Source organism: Kitasatospora sp. NBC_00458, assembly GCF_036013975.1.
Taxonomy (GTDB): domain Bacteria; phylum Actinomycetota; class Actinomycetes; order Streptomycetales; family Streptomycetaceae; genus Kitasatospora.
The window spans coordinates 7,350,502-7,369,271 of the sequence record NZ_CP107904.1; the positions used below are offsets into that span (position 1 = coordinate 7,350,502).

The 18,770-nt window shown below is 74.7% G+C and carries 18 protein-coding genes and 1 riboswitch; of the genes, 14 read left to right on the forward strand and 4 right to left on the reverse strand.

Translation table 11 applies throughout. The annotated features are described in order from the left end of the window. The first annotated feature begins 365 nt into the window (after positions 1–365). From OG550_RS29975 to OG550_RS30000, 6 genes are all read left to right on the forward strand, one after another. Entirely contained in the window at positions 366–1,442 is a 1,077-nt protein-coding gene (locus OG550_RS29975) for an ABC transporter substrate-binding protein (protein ID WP_327682792.1), read from the forward strand. Between the two features lie 140 nt (positions 1,443–1,582). Further along, positions 1,583–2,605: an ABC transporter substrate-binding protein gene (locus OG550_RS29980; protein WP_327682794.1), complete on the forward strand. Its 1,023-nt coding sequence runs from the start codon at positions 1,583–1,585 to the stop codon at positions 2,603–2,605. Positions 2,606–2,742: 137 nt separating this feature from the next. After that, entirely contained in the window at positions 2,743–3,549 is an 807-nt protein-coding gene (locus tag OG550_RS29985) for an ABC transporter permease (protein ID WP_327684248.1), read from the forward strand. After that, positions 3,546–4,403: an ABC transporter ATP-binding protein gene (locus OG550_RS29990; protein WP_327682796.1), complete on the forward strand. Its 858-nt coding sequence runs from the start codon at positions 3,546–3,548 to the stop codon at positions 4,401–4,403. The genes OG550_RS29985 and OG550_RS29990 overlap by 4 nt, the downstream gene beginning before the upstream one ends. A 119-nt stretch (positions 4,404–4,522) precedes the next feature. Further along, a complete protein-coding gene (locus tag OG550_RS29995) occupies positions 4,523–5,428 on the forward strand; it encodes an ABC transporter substrate-binding protein (protein WP_327682798.1) in 906 nt (301 codons plus the stop codon). Positions 5,429–5,431: 3 nt separating this feature from the next. Continuing rightward, positions 5,432–6,508 (forward strand): LLM class flavin-dependent oxidoreductase, encoded by a 1,077-nt coding sequence (locus OG550_RS30000; RefSeq protein WP_327682800.1) that lies wholly within the window; start codon positions 5,432–5,434, stop codon positions 6,506–6,508. Between the two features lie 302 nt (positions 6,509–6,810). On the opposite strand, the gene OG550_RS30005 is transcribed toward OG550_RS30000, so the two are convergent. Then, positions 6,811–7,800 (reverse strand): aldo/keto reductase, encoded by a 990-nt coding sequence (locus tag OG550_RS30005; RefSeq protein WP_327682802.1) that lies wholly within the window; start codon positions 7,798–7,800, stop codon positions 6,811–6,813. Positions 7,801–8,340: 540 nt separating this feature from the next. Here OG550_RS30005 and OG550_RS30010 point away from each other — a divergent pair. The 5 genes from OG550_RS30010 to OG550_RS30030 all read left to right on the forward strand — a co-directional run bounded on the left by OG550_RS30010 (position 8,341) and on the right by OG550_RS30030 (position 12,423). Continuing rightward, positions 8,341–9,372 (forward strand): LLM class flavin-dependent oxidoreductase, encoded by a 1,032-nt coding sequence (locus OG550_RS30010; protein ID WP_327682804.1) that lies wholly within the window; start codon positions 8,341–8,343, stop codon positions 9,370–9,372. Positions 9,373–9,686: 314 nt separating this feature from the next. After that, complete coding sequence (locus OG550_RS30015) at positions 9,687–10,253, forward strand: TetR/AcrR family transcriptional regulator (RefSeq protein ID WP_327682806.1); 567 nt, start codon at positions 9,687–9,689, stop codon at positions 10,251–10,253. Positions 10,254–10,328: 75 nt separating this feature from the next. Beyond that, a complete protein-coding gene (locus OG550_RS30020; protein ID WP_327682808.1) occupies positions 10,329–10,904 on the forward strand; it encodes a DUF4865 family protein in 576 nt (191 codons plus the stop codon). A 17-nt stretch (positions 10,905–10,921) separates the two neighbouring features. Further along, entirely contained in the window at positions 10,922–11,497 is a 576-nt protein-coding gene (locus tag OG550_RS30025; RefSeq protein WP_327682810.1) for a carboxymuconolactone decarboxylase family protein, read from the forward strand. Beyond that, on the forward strand, positions 11,494–12,423 hold the full coding sequence (locus OG550_RS30030) for a phosphotriesterase family protein (protein ID WP_327682812.1): 930 nt from the start codon (positions 11,494–11,496) through the stop codon (positions 12,421–12,423). The genes OG550_RS30025 and OG550_RS30030 overlap by 4 nt, the downstream gene beginning before the upstream one ends. Positions 12,424–12,465: 42 nt before the next feature. Here the strand turns inward: OG550_RS30030 and OG550_RS30035 are convergent, their stop codons facing one another. Continuing rightward, positions 12,466–13,230, reverse strand: coding sequence for an SDR family NAD(P)-dependent oxidoreductase (locus tag OG550_RS30035; protein ID WP_327682813.1), 765 nt, complete (start codon positions 13,228–13,230; stop codon positions 12,466–12,468). 155 nt (positions 13,231–13,385) lie between these two features. Here OG550_RS30035 and OG550_RS30040 point away from each other — a divergent pair, with 155 nt between their 5' ends. Together OG550_RS30040 and OG550_RS30045 are read left to right on the forward strand one after the other, a co-directional pair. After that, positions 13,386–14,006: a TetR family transcriptional regulator gene (locus OG550_RS30040; RefSeq protein WP_327682815.1), complete on the forward strand. Its 621-nt coding sequence runs from the start codon at positions 13,386–13,388 to the stop codon at positions 14,004–14,006. A 468-nt stretch (positions 14,007–14,474) separates the two neighbouring features. Then, positions 14,475–15,629: an alpha/beta hydrolase gene (locus OG550_RS30045; protein WP_327682817.1), complete on the forward strand. Its 1,155-nt coding sequence runs from the start codon at positions 14,475–14,477 to the stop codon at positions 15,627–15,629. A gap of 61 nt (positions 15,630–15,690) precedes the next feature. Here OG550_RS30045 and OG550_RS30050 read toward each other — a convergent pair whose 3' ends face one another. Then, a complete protein-coding gene (locus OG550_RS30050; RefSeq protein WP_327682819.1) occupies positions 15,691–16,020 on the reverse strand; it encodes a phenolic acid decarboxylase in 330 nt (109 codons plus the stop codon). Positions 16,021–16,574: 554 nt separating this feature from the next. After that, positions 16,575–16,643: riboswitch (cyclic di-AMP (ydaO/yuaA leader) on the forward strand. A gap of 23 nt (positions 16,644–16,666) precedes the next feature. Between OG550_RS30050 and OG550_RS30055 the strand changes: the two genes are divergently transcribed. Next, entirely contained in the window at positions 16,667–17,908 is a 1,242-nt protein-coding gene (locus OG550_RS30055) for a glycoside hydrolase family 16 protein (RefSeq protein WP_327682820.1), read from the forward strand. 163 nt (positions 17,909–18,071) lie between these two features. Here OG550_RS30055 and OG550_RS30060 read toward each other — a convergent pair whose 3' ends face one another. Further along, positions 18,072–18,596 (reverse strand): hypothetical protein, encoded by a 525-nt coding sequence (locus tag OG550_RS30060; RefSeq protein ID WP_327682822.1) that lies wholly within the window; start codon positions 18,594–18,596, stop codon positions 18,072–18,074. Between the last annotated feature and the right edge of the window lie 174 nt (positions 18,597–18,770).

Sequence of the window (18,770 nt, forward strand, 5' to 3'; positions counted from 1 at the left end):
GCGCTCCGGCCGGTTCACCGGAGTCGCTCCCAGACTATGGCAGCGTGTGCTGCGGATTTGTGTCAACGACGTTGCAATGGGATGCCGTTCATGAACAAGTGATCCCACCATGTGGCAAAGGCTTGCCTCGCGCTCCCTCGTCGTGGAACGCTCGGCGCAGCGCACCGGACGAGCCCCGTCCACCGCGCCGGACCGCAGGAAGGAGCAGCGCCGTGACGACCCACCGGTGCCCCGCCCCCTGCGTCTGTTGTCGCTGACGCGCCGTCCGCGCCGACCGCCCACACCCCCGCCGCCGCAAGGCCGGTGCGCGCCAGTACCGCGCCCCGCCGCACCCGTGCGCACCCAGCCGCAGAGGAACCGTCACCGTGCCCAGCCACGCCAGCAGTACCCCCGGCCCCGCCCCCGCGGCCGCCGCCGATGTCCCGCCGGACCTCTGGTTCACCCGCTGCCCCGTCCCCACCGCGACCGGCATCGCCGCCGACCAGGGATGGCTCGCCCGGGAGTTCGCCGCCGACGGGATCGCCGTCCGCTCGCTCCAGGACGCGCCGCCCGAGGTGGCCGCCGACCACCACTACACGCACGCCCTCACCGGCCTGTTCCGCGAGGGCGGGAACGTCCCGGCGCTGTGGGCCCGCTCGCGGGGCGAGCGGACCAGGCTGATCGGGCTCACCTGGATCGAGGAGCGGCAGGCCGTCCTGGTCCGGGCCGGCAGCGGGATCGACGCTCCGGAGCAGCTGCGGGGCCGTCGCCTGGCCGTCCCACGTCATGGGATCGGGATCGACTTCTGGCGGGCGATGGCCCTCGCCGGCCTGCACGGCGCCCTGTCGCTCGCCGGACTCACCCTGGACGACGCCGAGTTGGTGGACGTCCCGGCCGAGCCGGGCGGCGGGCAGTGGGCCGCGGAGCTCGCCGCCCTGCGGGACGGCACGGTGGACGCGGTGTACGTGAAGGGCGCGCTGGCCGTGGAGGCGGCCCGGCGGATCGGTGCGGAGGTGGCCGTCGAGCTGGACGCGGCCCCGGACCGCCGGGCCCGGGTCAACAACGGCACGCCCCGGCCGATCACCGTCCACCAGAGCCTGCTCGACGAGCATCCGGAGCTGGTCGCCCGGTTCCTCGCGGTGCTGCTGGAGGCGGCCGACTGGGCCGCCGAGCACCCCGTCGAGGTGACCCGCATCCTCCAGGCGGAGACCGGCGCGGGGGAGGAGGGCGTCGCCGGGGCCTACGCGCCCGGCAGCCACCGCACGCTGCACCTGGACCTCTCCGAGGAGCGGCTCGGCCTGCTGGAGCAGCAGGAACGGTTCCTCCACCGGCACGGGTTCCTGGAGGCCCCCGTGGACGTCCGCGGCTGGGCCGACCCCGGACCGCTCCGCGCCGCCCGCGCCCTGCTCGCCGCCCGCCGCGAAGCGGGGGAGGCCGGACGGCAGCGGACGACCGAGGGCTGACCGGCCCTCCGTCCCTCTTTCCCCCCGGGCCGGCCGCCCGCGCCCGCCTCCGTCATCTCTTCCCCTCGCCCCGTCGCAGCCCCCGCCGGTACCCCCCTCCGAACGCCCGTCAGCCCCGCTCTCCTCAGGAGTCGACCCCCGTGAACCCCTCCCGCCTCGCGCTCGCCGCCACCGCACTGCTCGCCACCACCGCCCTGGCCGCCTGCGGCTCGTCCGCCGACGGGGCCAAGGCCTCCGCCGACGGCGGGGGCAGGTCCGAGGTGGTGCTCCGTGTCCCGGACCCCGGCAACAACGGCTTCCTCGCCCTCGGGAAGAAGGACGGCTCGCTGGAGAAGGCCCTCGCCGCCGTCCACACCAAGGTCGCCTGGACGGGGAGCGCCGGCCCGTTCGCCCCCGCGGCCCAGGCGCTCTCGGCCGACCAGCTCGACGTCGCCCAGGGATCGATCACCTCCGCCGTCGCCGCGCTCGCCCAGAAGCCGGGCTTCAAGCTGTTCGCGCAGACCGCCCCGGACGGGGTCGGCGAGGGCATCCTGGTGAAGAACGACTCCCCGATCAAGACCGTGCAGGACCTGGTGGGGAAGAAGGTCGCGGTCAGCCAGGGCGGCACCAGCGAGTACCTCCTGCTGAAGGCGCTGGAGAAGAACGGCGTCCCGGCCGACAAGGTCGAGCGGGTGTACCTGCGCGCCGACCAGACCTCGGGCGTCTTCAACTCCGGCCAGGTGGACGCCTGGGCCACCTGGAACACCTTCTCCACCCCGTCGATCGCCAACTCCGGTTCGCACTTCCTGGCCAGCGGCAAGGAGGTCGGATCCGACAACTACGCGGTCTGGGCCGTCCGCAACGGCTTCGCCGAGAAGCACCCCGAGGTCGTCAAGGCCTTCTACACCTACCTGCACGAGAACGGCCTCAAGGAGAAGGCCGACCCGGCCGCCTACCTCAACGTCTTCACCGACTCCGGCCCGACCGCCGTCACGCCCGCGGAGAAGGAGGTCGCGGTCAACGTCACCAGGCAGGGTGCCACCGCCGACGTCATCGGCGAGGCGGACATCACCCGGTTCGGCACCGTCGCGGCGTTCTTCGCCGACCAGAAGGTCACCAAGCAGCTGGTCGACGTCAAGCCCTACCTGATCGACGTCAGCAAGCTCGCGGACGGCGCCAAGTGACCGGCGGCACGGCCACCCGGACCGGCGCCGCTCCGGCCGGGGCCACCGCGCCCGCCACCGGGCCCGCCACCGCACCCGCCGCCGCGGCGGCCCCCGGTCCCGAGGACGGCGGCACCGCCGCCGCCCGGGCGGCCGGCCTGGTGGAGCCGCGCACCCGCCTCCAGTCGCCGCGCCCGCGGGCCCTCGCCCTCGTCCTGCGCACCCTGGGCCCGCTCGCGCTGCTCGGCGGCTGGGCCCTGGCCTCCGCCACCGGCGCCCTGACCCAGGACGTGCTCGCCTCGCCCGCCCAGGTCGCCGAGGCGGTCGGCGAGCTCTGGGGCAACGGCCAGCTCGCCGACGCGCTCACCGTCTCGCTCACCCGCGCCGGCCTCGGACTGCTCTTCGGCGCCTCCGTCGGCCTGGTGCTCGGCGTCGTCACCGGCTTCTTCCGGCTCGGCGAGGAGCTGCTGGACTCGGCCGTCCAGGTCCTGCGCACGGTGCCCTTCCTCGCCCTGGTGCCGCTGTTCATGGTGTGGTTCGGCATCACCGAGACCGCCAAGGTCGCACTGATCGGGGTCGCCACCAGCTTCCCGATGTACGTGTCGACCTCCGGCGGGGTGCGCAACTCGGACCGCAAGCTGATCGAGGCGATGCGCAGCTTCGGCCTGGGCCGGTGGGCGATCGTGCGCACCGTCGTCCTGCCCGGTGCGCTGCCCTCGCTCCTCTCCGGCCTGCGGCTCTCGATGACGCTCAGCGTGATCGCGCTGATCGCCGCCGAGGAGATCAACTCGACCGAGGGCATCGGCTACCTGATGGCCCAGGCGCAGAACTACTCCCGAACCGACATCCTCGCCGTCTGCATCCTGATCTACGGGCTGCTCGGCCTCACCGCCGACGGCGTCGTCCGTCTGCTGGAACGATTCCTGATGCCCTGGCGCAAGGCCACCCAAGGAGCCGGCCGATGACCACCCGGACCACCGAGACCACCCGGACCACCGGGACCACCGAGACCGCCGATTTCGCCCAGGCCACCGGGACCGGTCAGGTCGCCCAGGCCGCGCAGGAGCCCCGGAGCCGGCTCCCGGCCCCGGCCCCGGAGCCGTCCACCGGCCCCGGGTCCGGCGACGCCCCCGCCGTCCACCTCCGCGGCCTGCGCCGCGTGTTCGGCACCCGGGCGGTGCTGGACGGCGTCGACCTCGACATCGCCCGCGGCGAGTTCGTCGCCCTGCTCGGTGCCAGCGGCACCGGCAAGACCACGCTGCTGCGCATCCTCGGCGCGCTGGACCGGGCCGACGCCGGCACGGTGCTCGTCCCGACCGTCCGGACGGTGGTCTTCCAGGAGCCCCGGCTGGTCCCGTCCAAGCGGGTGCTGGCCAACGTCACCGTCGGCCTCCCGCGCGGCGCCGCCACCCGGGAGACCGGACTGAAGGCGCTCGCCGAGGTCGGCCTGGACGGGCACGCCGACGCCTGGCCGGCCACCCTCTCCGGCGGTGAGGCGCAGCGGGTCGCGCTCGCCCGGGCGCTGGTCCGCGAGCCCCGGCTCCTGCTGCTGGACGAGCCGTTCGCCGCCCTGGACGCGCTCACCCGGCTGCGGATGCAGGACCTGGTGGGCGATCTCGTCCGGCGCCACCGTCCGGCGGTCCTGCTGGTCACCCACGACGTGGACGAGGCCGTCCGGCTGGCCGACCGGGTCGCGGTGCTCCGCGACGGCAGGCTCGTCCGGGACGACCGGGTCGCCGTCGACCACCCGCGCGACCCGGCCGACCCGGCCTTCGCCGAGCTGCGGCGGGGCCTGCTCGCCGACCTCGGCGTGCACTGAGCAGCCCCGCAGCCCCGCAGCCCCGCAGCCCCGCCGTCACCCCGCCCCCGCCACCAACCGCCCTCCCCTCGCCCGCCCGCCCGAGCGAACCCCCGCCCGCACCACAGGAGTTGATCCCCATGGCCATCACCCTCGGCGTCCACGCCAGCAACCCGTCGCTCTACTACCTCTCCCGACTGGACTACCTGGACGAGGAGTTGGCCCCGCTCGGCGAGACCGGAGCGTTCCACCACTACGCCGACGGCACCCGCACCGGAGCCCTGCTCGCCGACGGCACCATCGACTTCGGCGGGACCGGCTCCACCCCGCCGGTCACCGCCCAGGCGGCCGGCCACGACCTGGTGTACGCGGCGGTCTCCGCGCCCCGCCCGGACCACGGCGCGCTGCTGGTGCGCGCCGACGGGCCGGTGCGCACCGTCGGGGACCTCCGGGGCGGCACCGTCGTCCTCGGCGTCGGCTCCTGGCAGACCCACCTGCTGGCCAAGGCCCTGCACGCCGAGGGCCTGTCCTACGCGACCGACGTCACCCCGGTCCGTCCGGCCGCCGGCGAGGACCAGGCGCGCCGGCTGCGCGACGGCGAGATCGCCGGCTGGATCGCCCAGGGGGCGGAACTGGCCGCCGCCCGCCGCACCGGGGAGTTCCGCGAGCTGATCCGCACCGGGGACGTCATCACCGACCGCTCGGTGTTCTTCACCCGCCGGGACTTCGCCACCGACCGCCCGGAGGTGGTCGCCGCGATCGGTGCCGCGCTGCTCCGCGCGGACGCCTGGGTGGCCGCCCACCTGCCGGAGGCCGCCGCCATCGCGGCCGAGGACCTCGGCGGCACCGCCGAGGACTGGGAGGCGGCGCTGGCGGTGCTGCCCTGGCGGCTGGAGCCCGCCACCGCGGGGTTCGTCGCCGAGCAGCAGGAGGCGGCCGACATCTTCCACGGGGTCGGCTTCATCGACCGCGCGGTGACCGTCGCCGACGCGCACCTCCCCGCCCTGGAGGCCCCGGTGGCCGCCGCACTCGCCAAGGCGGTCTGACCGATGGCCTCCGAAGTCCTCTGGTACATCATCCCGCGCGAGGGCCACTACCCGTGGGAGCCGGCCGGCCGCCGCCCGGTCGACCTCCGCTACCTCCAGCAACTCGCGGGCAGCGTCGAGCGGTTGGGCTACACCGGAGCCCTGCTGGCGACCGACCTCTACGACGTCTGGGACCTCGGCAACGCGCTGGCCGCCGCGACCACCCCCGCGTTCAAGCCGCTGCTGGCCGTCCACCCGGGCCTGGTCTCGCCGACCCTGCTGGCCAAGATGGCGCTCAGCTTCGACCACCTGCACGGCGGGCGGCTCCGGTTCAACGTGGTCAACGGCTCCACCGCGCAGCTGCGCGAGTACGGCCTGAACGTCGAGCACGACGACCGCTACCGGCTCAGCGCCGAGTACTGGTCGATCGTCAAGCGGCTCACCGCCGGTGAGGTCTTCGACCACAAGGGCGAGTTCTACGACCTCACGAACGCCGGTGCGAGCCTGCGCGAGCTCACCCCGGTCCAGCCGGGCGGCATCCCGCTCTGGTTCGGCGGCAGTTCGGCGGCCGGCATCGAGATGGCCGCCCAGCACGTGGACGTCTACCTGACCTGGGGCGAACCGCCGCACCTGCTCAAGGAGAAGCTCGACCTGGTCCGCGAACGCGCCGCCGCGCACGGGCGGACGCTGCGGATCGGGCTGCGGCTGCACCTGATCGTCCGCGACACCGAGGACGAGGCGTGGGCCGCCGCCGACCGGCTGCTCGACGTCACCAGCGAGGCCACCTACGCCCGCCAACTCGGCGGGGCCCGGGGTGAGGACGGGGTCGGCTGGCAGCGGCAGTTCCGCCAGCACGGCGGCAAGGTCCCGGCCCGGGCACGGGAGTTGGAGGCCTACCCGAACCTCTGGCCGGGCATGAGCCTGTTCCGTCCGGGCCCGGGGACGGCGGTCGTCGGCTCGACGGCCCAGGTGGTGGAGCGGCTCCAGGAGTTCGAGTCGCTCGGCGTGGACACCTTCATCCTCTCCGGCAACCCGCTGCTGGAGGAGGCCCACCGGGTCGCCGAGACGGTGCTACCGGCGCTGGGCGTCAACCGGCGGTAGCACCCCCGGCAGAAGCGGGAACGGCATCGGCGAGGTCAGTGCCAGCTGACGGGCGAAGCGGGCGATGGCCCTGAGCAGATAGGTCCGCACTGCGGCTCCCGGGGTTTCGACGGACGCGTACGGACGGTCCAACGACGGCGCCGCCCGGTCGGTCACGCACCAGTGGCCGACCGGGCGGCGCGCGCCGGGTACCGCCCGGCGCGCCACCTGCGAACCCGCCGCCCGCCCGTCCCGCGCGCCCGTCCGCGGGCCCGCAGGCCCGGGAGCCGGCGCACCCGGGAGCCCGCCGGACCGCGGACCGGTCAGCTGCTCAGCGCGTCGATCTCCGCGAGCTCCTCCGCCGTCAGCGGACCGCCCGCCAGCGCGTCGATGTTCTGGTCCAGCTGCTTCACGCTGCTGGCCCCGATGATCACCGACACCACCCGCGGGTCCCGCAGCACCCACGACAGCGCCAGCTGCGCCAGGGTCTGGCCGCGCCGCTCCGCGACCTTGTTCAGCGCCCGCAGCTGATCCAGCTTCCGGCCGGTCAGCGCCTCCTCCTTGAGGAAGTGGCCGACCGACATGCGCGAACCCGCCGGCACCTCGCCCGAGAGGTAGCGGTCGGTCAGCAGGCCCTGGGCGAGCGGCGAGTAGGCGATCAGGCTGGTCCGGGTGTCGCCGACCGCGTCCAGCACCCCGTCCTCGACGTACCGGTTGAGGATCGAGTAGGCGCACTGGTTCATCAGCACCGGCGTACCCAGCTCGCGCAGGATCGCCACCGCCTCCCGGTGCTGCTCCGCCGGGTAGTTGGAGATGCCGGCATACAGGGCCTTGCCCGCGCGGACCGCCGAGTCCAGCGCCCCCATGGTCTCTTCGAGCGGGGTGTCGGCGTCGTAGCGGTGCGAGTAGAAGACGTCCACGTAGTCCAGGCCCATCCGGCCCAGCGACTGGTCCAGGCTGGCCAGCAGGTACTTGCGGCCGCCGCCCTCGCCGTACGGGCCGGGCCACATGTCGTAGCCCGCCTTGGAGGCGATGAACAGCTCGTCCCGGTACGGGCGGAAGTCCTGCGCGAACAGGTGGCCGAAGTTGCGCTCGGCGCTGCCGTACGGCGGGCCGTAGTTGTTCGCCAGGTCGAAGTGGGTGATGCCCCGGTCGAACGCCCGGCGCAGGACCGCCCGCTGGACGTCGAGTGGCTGGGCGTCACCGAAGTTGTGCCACAGGCCCAGGGAGACGGCCGGCAGCAGCACGCCGCTGCGGCCGGCCCGGCGGTAGGTCATCGAGGCGTAGCGGTCATCCGCGGCGAGGTAGCTCATGCGGGACATCCTGCCAGGTCGGGCCCGTCCGGCCGAGGGACTTGCCGCGCCCGCGCCGCCGTCGGTCCGCCGACCCTTGCCGTGCTCCGGCGCCGGTGCCTATGCTCGCGGTGGATCGTGTGTGTGCGAGGCGAAGAGGGGGAGCCGGATGTCCGTCCGAACCACTCTCCTGCGCTGTTGTCGCCCCCGCAGCACTTCGCGCTGACCCGGCCCGAGTTCCGGCCTCCGCGCGATCCCGCCCCCGGTGCTGCCCTGGCGTGAGCGGCCGGTCCCGGGCGGCTCCGCCGGGCCGCCGCGCCGGCCACCCCGCCTCGTCGAGCCGCACCCGGCCACCGTCCGACGGCTGTTCGGCCCCCGCCCCGCCCCCGGCCCGCCTCCTTCCGGCCCCCTCCGGTCCCGTCGATCCCATCGGCGCCGACGCATCGGAGCGCCGGGCACCGGCTGCCGGAGCACCGGAGTGCCGACGCCCCGGGCCTCATGGGCCGAGGCCTCCCGGGCCGTCCCGACGAGCACCCACCGAGCGCCAACAAGGAGACCGCCGTGCGGTTCACCGTCTCGTCCCTCGTGTCCAACGGACCCGACCCCGTCACCGGCGTGCAGCGCACCCCGTACGAGAAGCTGCACAACGTCATCGACCAGGCCGTCACCGCCGAGCGGCTCGGCTACGACGGCTACGGGGTGGGGGAGCGGCACGGCGAGCCGTTCCTCTCCCCGGCGCCGCCCGTACTGCTGAGCGCCGTCGCCGCCCGCACCTCGACCATCCGGCTGTTCACCACCGTCACGGTGCTCTCCGTCCTCGACCCGGTCCGGGTCGCGGAGGACTACGCCCTGGTCGACCAGCTCTCCGGCGGGCGGCTCGAACTGATCATCGGCAAGGGCAACGACCCGCGCCACTTCGACCTGTTCGGCCTGCCGGAGGAGCGGCAGTGGGACGCGCTGGCCGAGAACTACGGGCTGCTGCGCCGGCTCTGGCGGGAGGAGAAGGTCAGCTGGGAGGGCACCACCCGGCCGGCGCTGACGGAGGTCACCACCTGGCCGCGGCCCCACCAGGACCCGATCCCGGTCTGGCACGGCAGTGCCACCAGCACCCAGTCCACCGACCTCGCCGCCCGCTACGGTGACCCGCTGTTCTCCGCCAACTCCTTCCATCCGCTGGCCAAGTACAAGGCGCTGGTCGACCACTACCGCGAGCGCTGGGAGCACTACGGCCACGCCCCGGAGGACGCCCGGGTCGGCACCGGCTTCGGCGGACTCTTCATCGCGCGGCGTTCGCAGGACGCGGTCGAGGGGTTCCGCCCGTACTGGGACGCGCTGTTCGCCTCGGCGGCGGGCAGGCACAACAACTCGCCGTTCGAGTCGCTGGAGGACGCGCTGGAGCGCGGATCGGCCCTGGTCGGCAGTCCGCAGCAGGTGATCGACAAGATCCACCGGTACCACGAGGCCTTCGGCAACGAGGTGGTCGGGATCGGCGTGGACGCGCTCACCGAGGAGGTCCAGCACGAGCAGCTGGAGCTGTTCGCGAGCGAGGTCGCCCCGGTGGTCCGGCGCGAGCTGCCGTCCGTCCGGCCGTGACGGCGGCCGCGCGCCGCCGGCCGGCGCCCCGTCACCGGCCCGCCGCCGGCCGCCGGTGACCGCCCCTCGGCTGTCCGTTCCCGCCCGTTCCCGCCCAGGTGATGGTGACGCAGTGTGACACCCGGTGGCCGTGCGAGGTGACGCGCGCCACCGTCCCGCGGTGAATGCCGCGTGGTGTTCCTGGGGACGACGATCAAGCAGGGCCGTGGACCGCCGGGGGGCGGCCCACGGCCCTCCTCGCGTCCGACGCCCGGCCGGGGCTCTGTACCTACCGGTATGTACATCTGTACCTATCGGTAGGTACAGTGATCCGCATGGCAACCCAGGACCGCCTCATCGAGAGCACCCAGGAACTCCTCTGGGAGCGCGGCTACGTCGGTACCAGCCCCAAGGCCATCCAGCAGCACGCCGGTGTCGGCCAGGGCAGCATGTACCACCACTTCGACGGCAAGCCCGACCTCGCCGCCGCCGCCCTGCGCCGCAGCGCCGAGCAGATGCGCGCCGTCGCCGAGGCCGACCTGGCCGGCCCCGGCACCGCGTACGAGCGGATCGCCGCCTACCTGCACCGCGAACGCGACGTGCTGCGCGGCTGCCGGATCGGGCGGATGGCCCAGGACCCGGAGGTGGTCGCCGATCCCCGGCTGCGCGCCCCCGTCGAGGAGACCTTCACCTGGCTGCGCGGCCGGATCGCCGAGGTGATCGCCGAAGGGCGGGAGGCCGGTGAGCTCCACTCCGCCGCCGACCCGGCCGACACCGCCGCCGCCGTGGTCGCCGTCGTCCAGGGCGGCTACGTGCTCGCCCGCGCCGCCGAGAGCGCCGAACCGTTCGAGCGGGCGGTGCGCGGCGCCCTCGCCCTGCTCGCCGCCCACCGGACCGGGTGACCGGAGCCCCCGCCCCGCCCCCGCCCCGCGACCGGCTGTCCCACCGCCCGCCGCCCGCCGCCCCAGGGAGTCCCCGTGCACGCCATGCAGTACGAGATCACCCTCCCCGCCGACTACGACATGGCGATCGTCCGCCGCCGGATCGCCGCCAAGGGCCACCTGCTCGACGACCACCCGGGCCTCGGGCTCAAGGCCTACCTGGTCCGCGAGCGAGGTCTGGACGGATCACCCGTCAACCAGTACGCGCCGTTCTACCTCTGGCGCACCCACGAGGGCATGAACGGCTTCCTCTGGGGCCCGGGATTCCGGGGCCTGAGCGCGGACTTCGGCCGCCCCGCCGTCCGGCACTGGCTCGGCGCGGGCCTGCGCCGCGGCACCGCGCCGGGAACCCCCGCCACCGCCACCCGGCAACTGGACCGCATCCCCGAGGGCGCCGATCCGGCCGAGGCCGTCGAACGGGCCCTCGCCGGACTGCCCGACCACCCCGGGCTGCACACGGCCGCCGTCGCCGTCGACCCGTCCCGCTGGGAACTGCTGCGCATCGCCCTCTGGCGCGGCGCGGCCCCCGAGGACGTGCCCGGCACCCGCTACCGGGTGCACCACCTGTCCGGCCCCGAACTCGACCGGCTGCCCGCCGGCCGCCACTGGTGAGAGGACCGCCCCGCCCGATGGCCACCGCCGACCACGCTCCCGCCGACCACCTGCCCGCCGACCACCCGCCCGCCGGCGACGCCCCCGCGGACCCCGGCCGCACCGGCCTCACACCCGCCGCGCTCGACCGGGCCGCCGGCTACGCCCTGCTCGACCGGCTCGCCGATCCGCGGACCAGGGCGGGCACCCTCGGCCCGCTCGACGAACTCGCACCCGGCTTCCCCGACTGGATCGTCACCGCCCTCTTCGGCGGCACCTACCAGCGGCCGGGGCTCACCCTGCGCGACCGTCAGGTGGCCAACCTGGCCGCCCTCACCGCGCTCGGCGGGGTCGAACCGCAGCTGGCCGACCACGTCCGCAACAGCCTGCGGATCGGCCTGACGAGGGAGGAGGTCACCGAGGTCCTCGTCCACCTCGCGCCCTACGTCGGTGTCCCCAAGGCCCTGGCCGGACTGCGCGTCGCGGCCGCGACCTTCGCCGAAGCGGGCGCCGAAGCGAGAACGGACACCGACGCGGGAACGGGCGCGGACACGGAGTCGGGCGCGGGCGCGGAGGCAGGGGCGGGTTCCCGCACCGGGGTCGGGGCGGCGTGAACACCGTCCGCCCCTCGGTCCGGACCGTCCTCGGCGACATCGACCCCGCCGACCTCGGCACCTGCGACGCGCACGACCACCTGTTCCTGCGCAGCCCCCGGCTGCCCGGCGAGGAACTCGACGACCCGGCCGCCGCCGGATCGGTGCTGCGGACCTTCGCGGCGGCCGGCGGCCGGGCGATGGTCCAGTGGACCCCGTACGGAATGGGGCGCCGGGCCGACGCGCTCGCCGACCTCTCCCGGGCCTCCGGCGTGCACCTGGTCGCGGCGACCGGGCTCCACCAGGCCGTCCACTACGACCCGGTGGAGCTGGAGCGGCGCTACGACGGGCTCGCCGAACTGTTCACGGCGGAGCTCACCACCGGACTGCGGGGCGCGCCCGCGGGGGTCCGGGCCGGACTGGTCAAGGTGGCGGGCGACTACCACGGCCTCGGCCCGCACACCCGCCGCGTCATGGCCGCCGCCGCCGAGGCGCACCACGCGACCGGTGCGCCGATCGCCGTGCACCACGAACTCGGCACCGCCGCGCCCGAGGTGCTCGACCTGCTCTGCGGCGGCCACGGCGTCGATCCGCGGCGGGTGATCCTCGGCCACCTCAACCGCCACCCCGACCTGCGGCTGCACCGGGACCTCGCCGCATCGGGCGCCTTCCTGGCCCTGGACGGTCCCTCCCGCGCCAACCACGCGACCGACCACCACCTGTTCGACACCGTCGCCGCGCTGGTGGAGGACGGCCGTGCGGACCAGGTGCTGCTCGGGGGTGACACCACCACCGGGTCCGCCCGTCACGCCCCCGGCCCGGCGCACCTCCTCACCGCCCTCGCGCCGCGGCTCTCCCGCGAGTTCGGCCGGGAGCTCCCGGAGCGGATCCTCGTCGACAACCCGGCCCGGGCCTTCGCCGCCGAGTGGCGGCTCCGGGGCGGGTGACGGGGGCACCCGCTCCGGAGCCGCGCCCCGGGGCGCGCCGTCTCACATGTGCGTGCCGCCGTCGATCCGGATCTCGGTCCCGGTGACGAAGGCGCCGTCCTCCGAGGCCAGCATGGCGATCACGCCGGCGACCGTCTCCGGGCCGGCGAAGCCCCGGCCGAGGGCGGGGGAGAGCTTGGCGAGCAGGCCGAGATCGGCGTCCGCGGGCAGGCCCGGGTCGTTGGTCATGCCGCTGTCGATGCTGCCCGGCGCGACGCAGACCGCGCGCAGGCCCCGCCCGGCGTACTCGGCGGCGATCGCGTGGGTGAAGGACTGGATGCCGCCCTTGGTCGCGGCGTACGCGGCCATGTAGGGGTGGGCGAAGGTCGCGGAGGTGGAGCTGAAGTTCACCACCACGCCCCGGCCGCCCGCGAGCAGGGCGGGCAGTGCCTCGCGGGTCATCAGGAACGTGCCGGTCAGGTTGACCGCGATCAGCCTGTTCCAGAAGTCCAGGCCGGTCTCGTGGGTGTGCGAGGAGCGCAGGATGCCGGCCGCGTTGACCAGGACGTCCAGCCCGCCGAGCCCGGCCACGGCCCCGGCGACCCCGGTGCGGACGGCGGCCTCGTCGGACACGTCGAGCGCGGCGGTGGTGAGGCGGCCGGCGGTGCCGTCCGAGGCCGCCCGCTCCAGGGTGCCCTTGAGCCCGTCCTCGTTGACGTCGACGGCGACGACCCGCCCGCCCTCGGCGAGGATCCGGTGCACGGTGGCCCGGCCGATGCCCGAGCCGCCGCCGGTGACCAGGACGTTCCGTCCGGTGAAGCGCTCCATGGTGGTACTCCGTTCCGTTCGTGGTCTCGCGACCTCATTGGCACCGTATGCCTATGTGGCACGTCATGCCAAAAAGGCCTGACGTGTCACTCATGCTGGATGTGCCGTGCCGACGCGACGTGCCAGAGGGATCGCCGCCCGCGTACCCTGACCCCGTGACCGGACGCCCCACCCTCAACCAGCGCCGCCGTGAGATCACCCGGCTGGAGATCGCCCGCGCGGCCGCCGCGCTCTTCGCCGCACGCGGGGCCGAGGCGACCACCGCCGAGGAGGTCGCCCACGCCTCGGGCATCTCGCTGCGCACCTTCTACCGCTACTTCTCGGAGAAGGAGGACGCCGTCGCGCCGCTGCTCGCGGCCGGCGGCGAGCGCTGGGTGCGGCTCTTCGCCGACGGCTCGGCGGGCCTGCCGGTCCGCGAGGCGCTGGAGCGCTCGGCGGCCGAGTCGCTGACCCCGCCCGACGCGGACGCCGTCGAGGCCATGCAGTGGACCCGCGACCTGCTCCGCGACCCCCGGCTCGCCTCGGTCTGGCAGCGGGTGCACGCCGACTCCGAGGAGCGGCTGCGCGCCGCGATCGCCGCCCGCTGCCCGCAGGGCACCGACGCGCTGGAGATCCGGCTCGCCGCCGCCGCGGCCACCACCGCCATCCGGGTCGCGCTGGAGCAGTGGGCCGCCTCCGGGGCCGCCCCCACCGGCCCCGGCTCACCCCGGGAGCTCGGCGCCCGCTGCATGCGGGAGCTCACCGCGGGCCTCGGCCTCTGGGCCCGCGTCAGCTGACGGACCCCCAGCCGCGGCGCGGCGGAGACCCTCCCCGCCGTCCGCGCCCTTCCCCGGTACGCGCCCCTCCCGCCGTCCGCGCTCCGGCGCCTGCCGGTCCGGCCGCGCCCCGTACCTCCCCGCGCGCATCCCCCGCTCCGCCGAAATCCCGTGCTCCGGCGGCCCCTCGTCGCCCGGTCCCTCCCCGGAGCCCCCCGCCCGCGGCGGCGCCCGGCGTGCGGACCCGCGTTCGGCCACCGTTCTCCGGCGCTTCGGCCACGGGTGGCCGACGCGTCGCCGGGTGCGCGCCTCCTACCGGAGACCGAGGCGATTACCGCTGGTCGGCGGGTCCGGAGCCCCGCCGCGGACCGCTAGGGTGGGTGGTCGCGCCCCGGCGACGGCCCCGTTGCGAACGGGGAACCAGGGCGGCCCTCCCGGGTGTCCTTCCCCCGGGGGCGGGGGAGTACGAGGCGTGGGAGCAAACAAGACATGGGTCTGACGAGCCACAAGGTGCTGGCACTGACCGTCCTGATCGCCGTCGCGGCGATGGCCGGGACGGTCTGGCTGTGGCCGAGACTGTCGAAGCGGACGTGGCAGGCGGTGCTCGGCCGGATCGGCGCGCTGTGCGCGACCCAGCTCACCGTGCTCGCCGCGCTGGGCCTGGTGGCCAACAACTACTTCGCCTTCTACAGCAGTTGGGACGACCTGCTGGGGACGGGCGACAGCGGCCCGGTGGTCATCCACAACAAGGCGGACGCGTCCGGCCGGCTGCGCGTCGAGACCATCGGGCACGCCGAGGTGAAGGGCGGCGGGGCGCTCGGCCGCGACCCCAGGCAGTCCGGCGAGATCCGCGAGGTCCGCATCGACGGTGCCACCACCCGGCTGTCGACCGAGGGCTACGTCTACCTGCCGCCGCAGTACTTCCAGCCGGAGTACGAGCAGACGCAGTTCCCCGCACTGGTCGTCAGCACCGGCTTCCCCGGCATCGCCAAGAACCTGGTGACCCGGCTGAACTACCCGGGCGCGGCGCTCAAGCTGCTCCAGGAGGGCCGGATGCAGCCGACCGTGCTGGTGCTGGTCCGCCCCTCGCCCGCACTGCCGCAGGACACCGAGTGCGAGGACATCCCGGGCGGCGCCCAGTCCGAGACGTACTTCACCAAGGACGTGCCCTCGGCGATCCAGGCGACCTACCGGGTCTCCGCCGACCCGCGGGCGTGGGCGTTCATGGGCAACTCGACCGGCGGCTACTGCGCGCTCAAGCTGGCCATGCGCCACCCGGAGGTCTACCCGACCGCCGTCTCGCTCTCCGGCTACTACCAGGCCGCGGAGGACCCGACCACCGGGGACCTCTTCAAGGGCAGCGAGCAGCGGCGCAACGAGGCGGACCTGATGTGGCGCCTCAAGAACCTCCCGCAGCCCGGGGTCGCCGTCCTGCTGGCCGGCACCAAGGAGGGCGACGGCAACTACCGGCGCGAGACGGAGGCGTTCGTGGCCGCCGTGCGCAGCCCGATGAAGGTCTCCTACAGCATGCTGGAGACCGGCGGCCACAACTTCGAGACCTGGAGCAAGCTGCTCCCGTCCTCGCTGGAGTGGATCTCCCAGCGCCTGGTGGTGCCGGGCCGGTCGTCCGACCAGCCGGTCTGACCGGTCCCGGCCGGCACCTCGGGGGACCGGCCCGCACCTCGGGGGACCGGCCCGACGGGCCTCAGGCCACGGACTGCAGCGTGCCGGTGTGCAGCTCGCCGACCCGGCCGCCCTCGCCCTCGTACGTCCAGAACGCGCGGACCGTCATCCGGCCGAGGTCCATGACGTGGCTGACGGTGATGCCGCTCTGCTCGGTCCAGCTGACGAAGTACACCTGCGGCCCGACCTCGGCGACGTGCAGGGCGACGTCCTCCCACTGACCGGCCGACTCGCCGAGGCCCTCCCAGCGCAGCCGCTTGCCGTCGGCCGAGTAGGCGTTGCGGAAGGCCGCGCCGTTGTCGACCTGGAACAGGAAGGTGCGGCCGGCGAAGCCGGGCAGGGGGGCGGTCATGGTGGGGCTGGTCCTCGTCTCTCATGCGGTACTCGGTGTGTCCGGACGGTTCCGGCACGGGTTGGATCTCCAACCTATCCGACTGCCCCGTCTTTCGCGGCGTACTCGGGCATCGGGCGACAGCCTGCGGACCGGTGCCCGCGCCGGACCCGCGGCGGCCCCACCCGGTCCGGCCCCACCCGGCTCCCCGTTCCGCCGGGCGCACCGGGCTCCCGGGCCCGCCGGACCCTCCGGGCCGCGCGAACGGGGCCCCGCCGGGGCCGGAACCCGCCCCGGCGGGGGTGCGGGCCGGAGCGGCCGCGCCAACTGATCAACTCCGCAGGCACGTTGATCATCCGCGCGGCCCGGCCTGTGACCTGCGCGACAACCGCCCGTACGGAGTTGTCCGGCCCCCGACGGCCTGCCTAGCCTGCAGGGGCGTCCGCTGTCAGCGGACTCCCGCCGTCGGGACGCCGAGTCCTGTCCACCCGCCGGCCGGCACCCGAGCACCACAGCGGACGGGAGCGGGGGACCCAAGGTCAGTGCCCCGGTCCGTGCGCCCCCGCGCCCCGGACCGAGGCTAGGGGTGAAGCCGCTCCACAGGCGGCCGGGCAACCTCAGCCCGAACCCGACAGCTCACCTCGCAGGCGTCGCAGAGGACCAAGCCATGCCCACTGCCCCGCAGCAGCAGCCTGCCCGGCGCCACGCGCCCCGCCACGCCCGCCCCTCCCACCGGGGCCGCACCGCCGCCCTGGCCGTCACCGGAGCGCTCGCCGTCACCGGCGCCGGCCTGCTCGGCGTCCCGGCCCTCACCGGTGCCCAGGCCGCCACCGCGCCCGCCGCGGCCGCGCCCACCGTCACCCAGGACGGCCTCACCCCGGCCGCGATGGTCGCCGGCAAGGCCTCGGCCGCGTCGCTGAGCGTCCACTCCTCGGCCTGCTTCACGGCCAAGACCGTCGGGGTCGGCATCCGTGACGCGGCCGGCCGCAACCTCGACTTCCCCGGCAGCGCGAGCAACGCGCAGATCTGCCCGAGCGGCCTGTCGATCACCACCGGCTCGCGCACCCTGGCGGCCGGCACCTACACCCAGTTCGGCTTCTGGCAGGACCTCGGCGGCGCCTGGCACAACCTGCCCTCCCGCCAGCTCGTGGTCTCCTCCGCCGTCACCCCGACGCCGACCCCCACCCCGACGCCGACCACGCCGCCCGCCACCGGCGCCCCCGTCGCGGGCAAGAAGCTGACCTGGTCGGACGAGTTCAGCGGCCCCGTCGCCTACGGTTCCCGCTGGACCGGCGACCGCAGCAGCGCCTACCACTACGGCAACCACAACCCGGACGACAACAAGCTCGACTGGCTGAACAAGAACAACGTCACCGTCTCGGGCGGCGCCGCCACCTTCACCGCCAAGCCGGGCGCCAACAAGCTGGAGAACGGCAAGCAGTCCTGGGACACCGGACTGCTCACCACCGAGTACTCCAGCGAGGGCTTCCAGGTGAAGACCGGCGACTACGCCGAGACCCGGGTCAAGCTCCCCGCCGGCACCGGCGCCTGGCCGGCGCTCTGGACCTGGAAGAACGGCAACGGGGAGATCGACACCTTCGAGTACCACCCCGACAACCCGAACCTGCTGGAGCTGACCAACCACGTCAAGCCCGGCCACCTGTACTACACGGACGCCAAGGCGATCTCGAAGGACGGCTGGGTCACCATCGGCACCCACTACGGCGCCACGTCCGTGGACTGGTACGTCAACGGGGTCAAGGTCTTCTCGGACGGCAAGGGCGTCGGCACCGACTGGTCCGCGTACCTGATCCTCAACCTGTCCCTGAGCGCGGGGCAGTACCACCCCGCGCCCCAGGGCACTGCGCCGATCACCTTCGCCGCGGACTACGTCCGGGTCTACCGCTAGGTCGTACCCGCGAGGACGTGCCCGCGAGGACGTGCCCGCGAGGACGTGCCCGCGAGGACGCCGACCCGGCGGACGGCACTTTGCAAAGTGACACTTTGCAAAGCCGTCCGGACGGGAACCCGGCGTCCGTGGAGACCGCCCGCCCCGGCCGGGGCGGGCGGTCTCAGGCGGTCTGCACGACCTGGATCGTGAACGGCTGCCGGTTGTTGGCCTCGTTGCGGTCGTCGTCGCTGCGCACCGCGACGTAGCCGCCGGACAGCTCGCCGAGGGGGACGGTGGGGGCGAGCCGGACCGGGATCAGGGCGGTCGCGCTGCGGAAGACGCCGAGTCCGGCCGGGAAGGTGCAGCGCACCCGGTGGCCGTTCTGGAACTCGTAGCAGTTCTCCGGGAAGAACGGCCCCTCGGCCGTCACCCCCTCCGGCAGGGTGACCACGACGGTGAACGCGGAGGCCGTCCGGTCCGGTCCGCCGTTGCCGATGAAGGCGTGCACCGTGGTGGTGCCGCCGGGGGCGGCGGCGTCCGGGTCCAGCCGGACCACCTCCAGGTCCGAGTCGGAGGGCGCCGGGGTCACCGCGGGCGCGGCCGCCGCGTTCTCCTTGCCCGGATCGGTGCCCGCCGCCGGGCCGTCGTCCGGACACGCCCACGCCGGTCCGGCGGCCAGCGCCACCAGCGCGGACCCCACCGTCAACGACCTGCCGAGGAAGCTTCGTACGGACCCTCTGCGCGACATCGCCGCTCACCCTGCCTCTGCGTTCGTGCGCCCCGCGCCGTCGCGGGCACGTCCCGACCCACAGTGACCGACCCTTCCCCCGCCGCCGGGGCAACCCGCCCTCGGGTCGCTCCACTGGGCGAACGCGGGCGC

Excerpts from the sequence above, each read along its gene's own strand:
- OG550_RS29990 (WP_327682796.1), top strand. The coding sequence starts at position 3,546 with ATGACCACCCGGACCACCGAGACCACCCGGACCACCGGGACCACCGAG.
- OG550_RS29995 (WP_327682798.1), top strand. The coding sequence starts at position 4,523 with ATGGCCATCACCCTCGGCGTCCACGCCAGCAACCCGTCGCTCTACTAC.
- OG550_RS30000 (WP_327682800.1), top strand. The coding sequence starts at position 5,432 with ATGGCCTCCGAAGTCCTCTGGTACATCATCCCGCGCGAGGGCCACTAC.
- OG550_RS30005 (WP_327682802.1), bottom strand. The coding sequence starts at position 7,800 with ATGAGCTACCTCGCCGCGGATGACCGCTACGCCTCGATGACCTACCGC.
- OG550_RS30015 (WP_327682806.1), top strand. The coding sequence starts at position 9,687 with ATGGCAACCCAGGACCGCCTCATCGAGAGCACCCAGGAACTCCTCTGG.
- OG550_RS30025 (WP_327682810.1), top strand. The coding sequence starts at position 10,922 with ATGGCCACCGCCGACCACGCTCCCGCCGACCACCTGCCCGCCGACCAC.
- OG550_RS30035 (WP_327682813.1), bottom strand. The coding sequence starts at position 13,230 with ATGGAGCGCTTCACCGGACGGAACGTCCTGGTCACCGGCGGCGGCTCG.
- OG550_RS30045 (WP_327682817.1), top strand. The coding sequence starts at position 14,475 with ATGGGTCTGACGAGCCACAAGGTGCTGGCACTGACCGTCCTGATCGCC.
- OG550_RS30050 (WP_327682819.1), bottom strand. The coding sequence starts at position 16,020 with ATGACCGCCCCCCTGCCCGGCTTCGCCGGCCGCACCTTCCTGTTCCAG.
- OG550_RS30055 (WP_327682820.1), top strand. The coding sequence starts at position 16,667 with ATGCCCACTGCCCCGCAGCAGCAGCCTGCCCGGCGCCACGCGCCCCGC.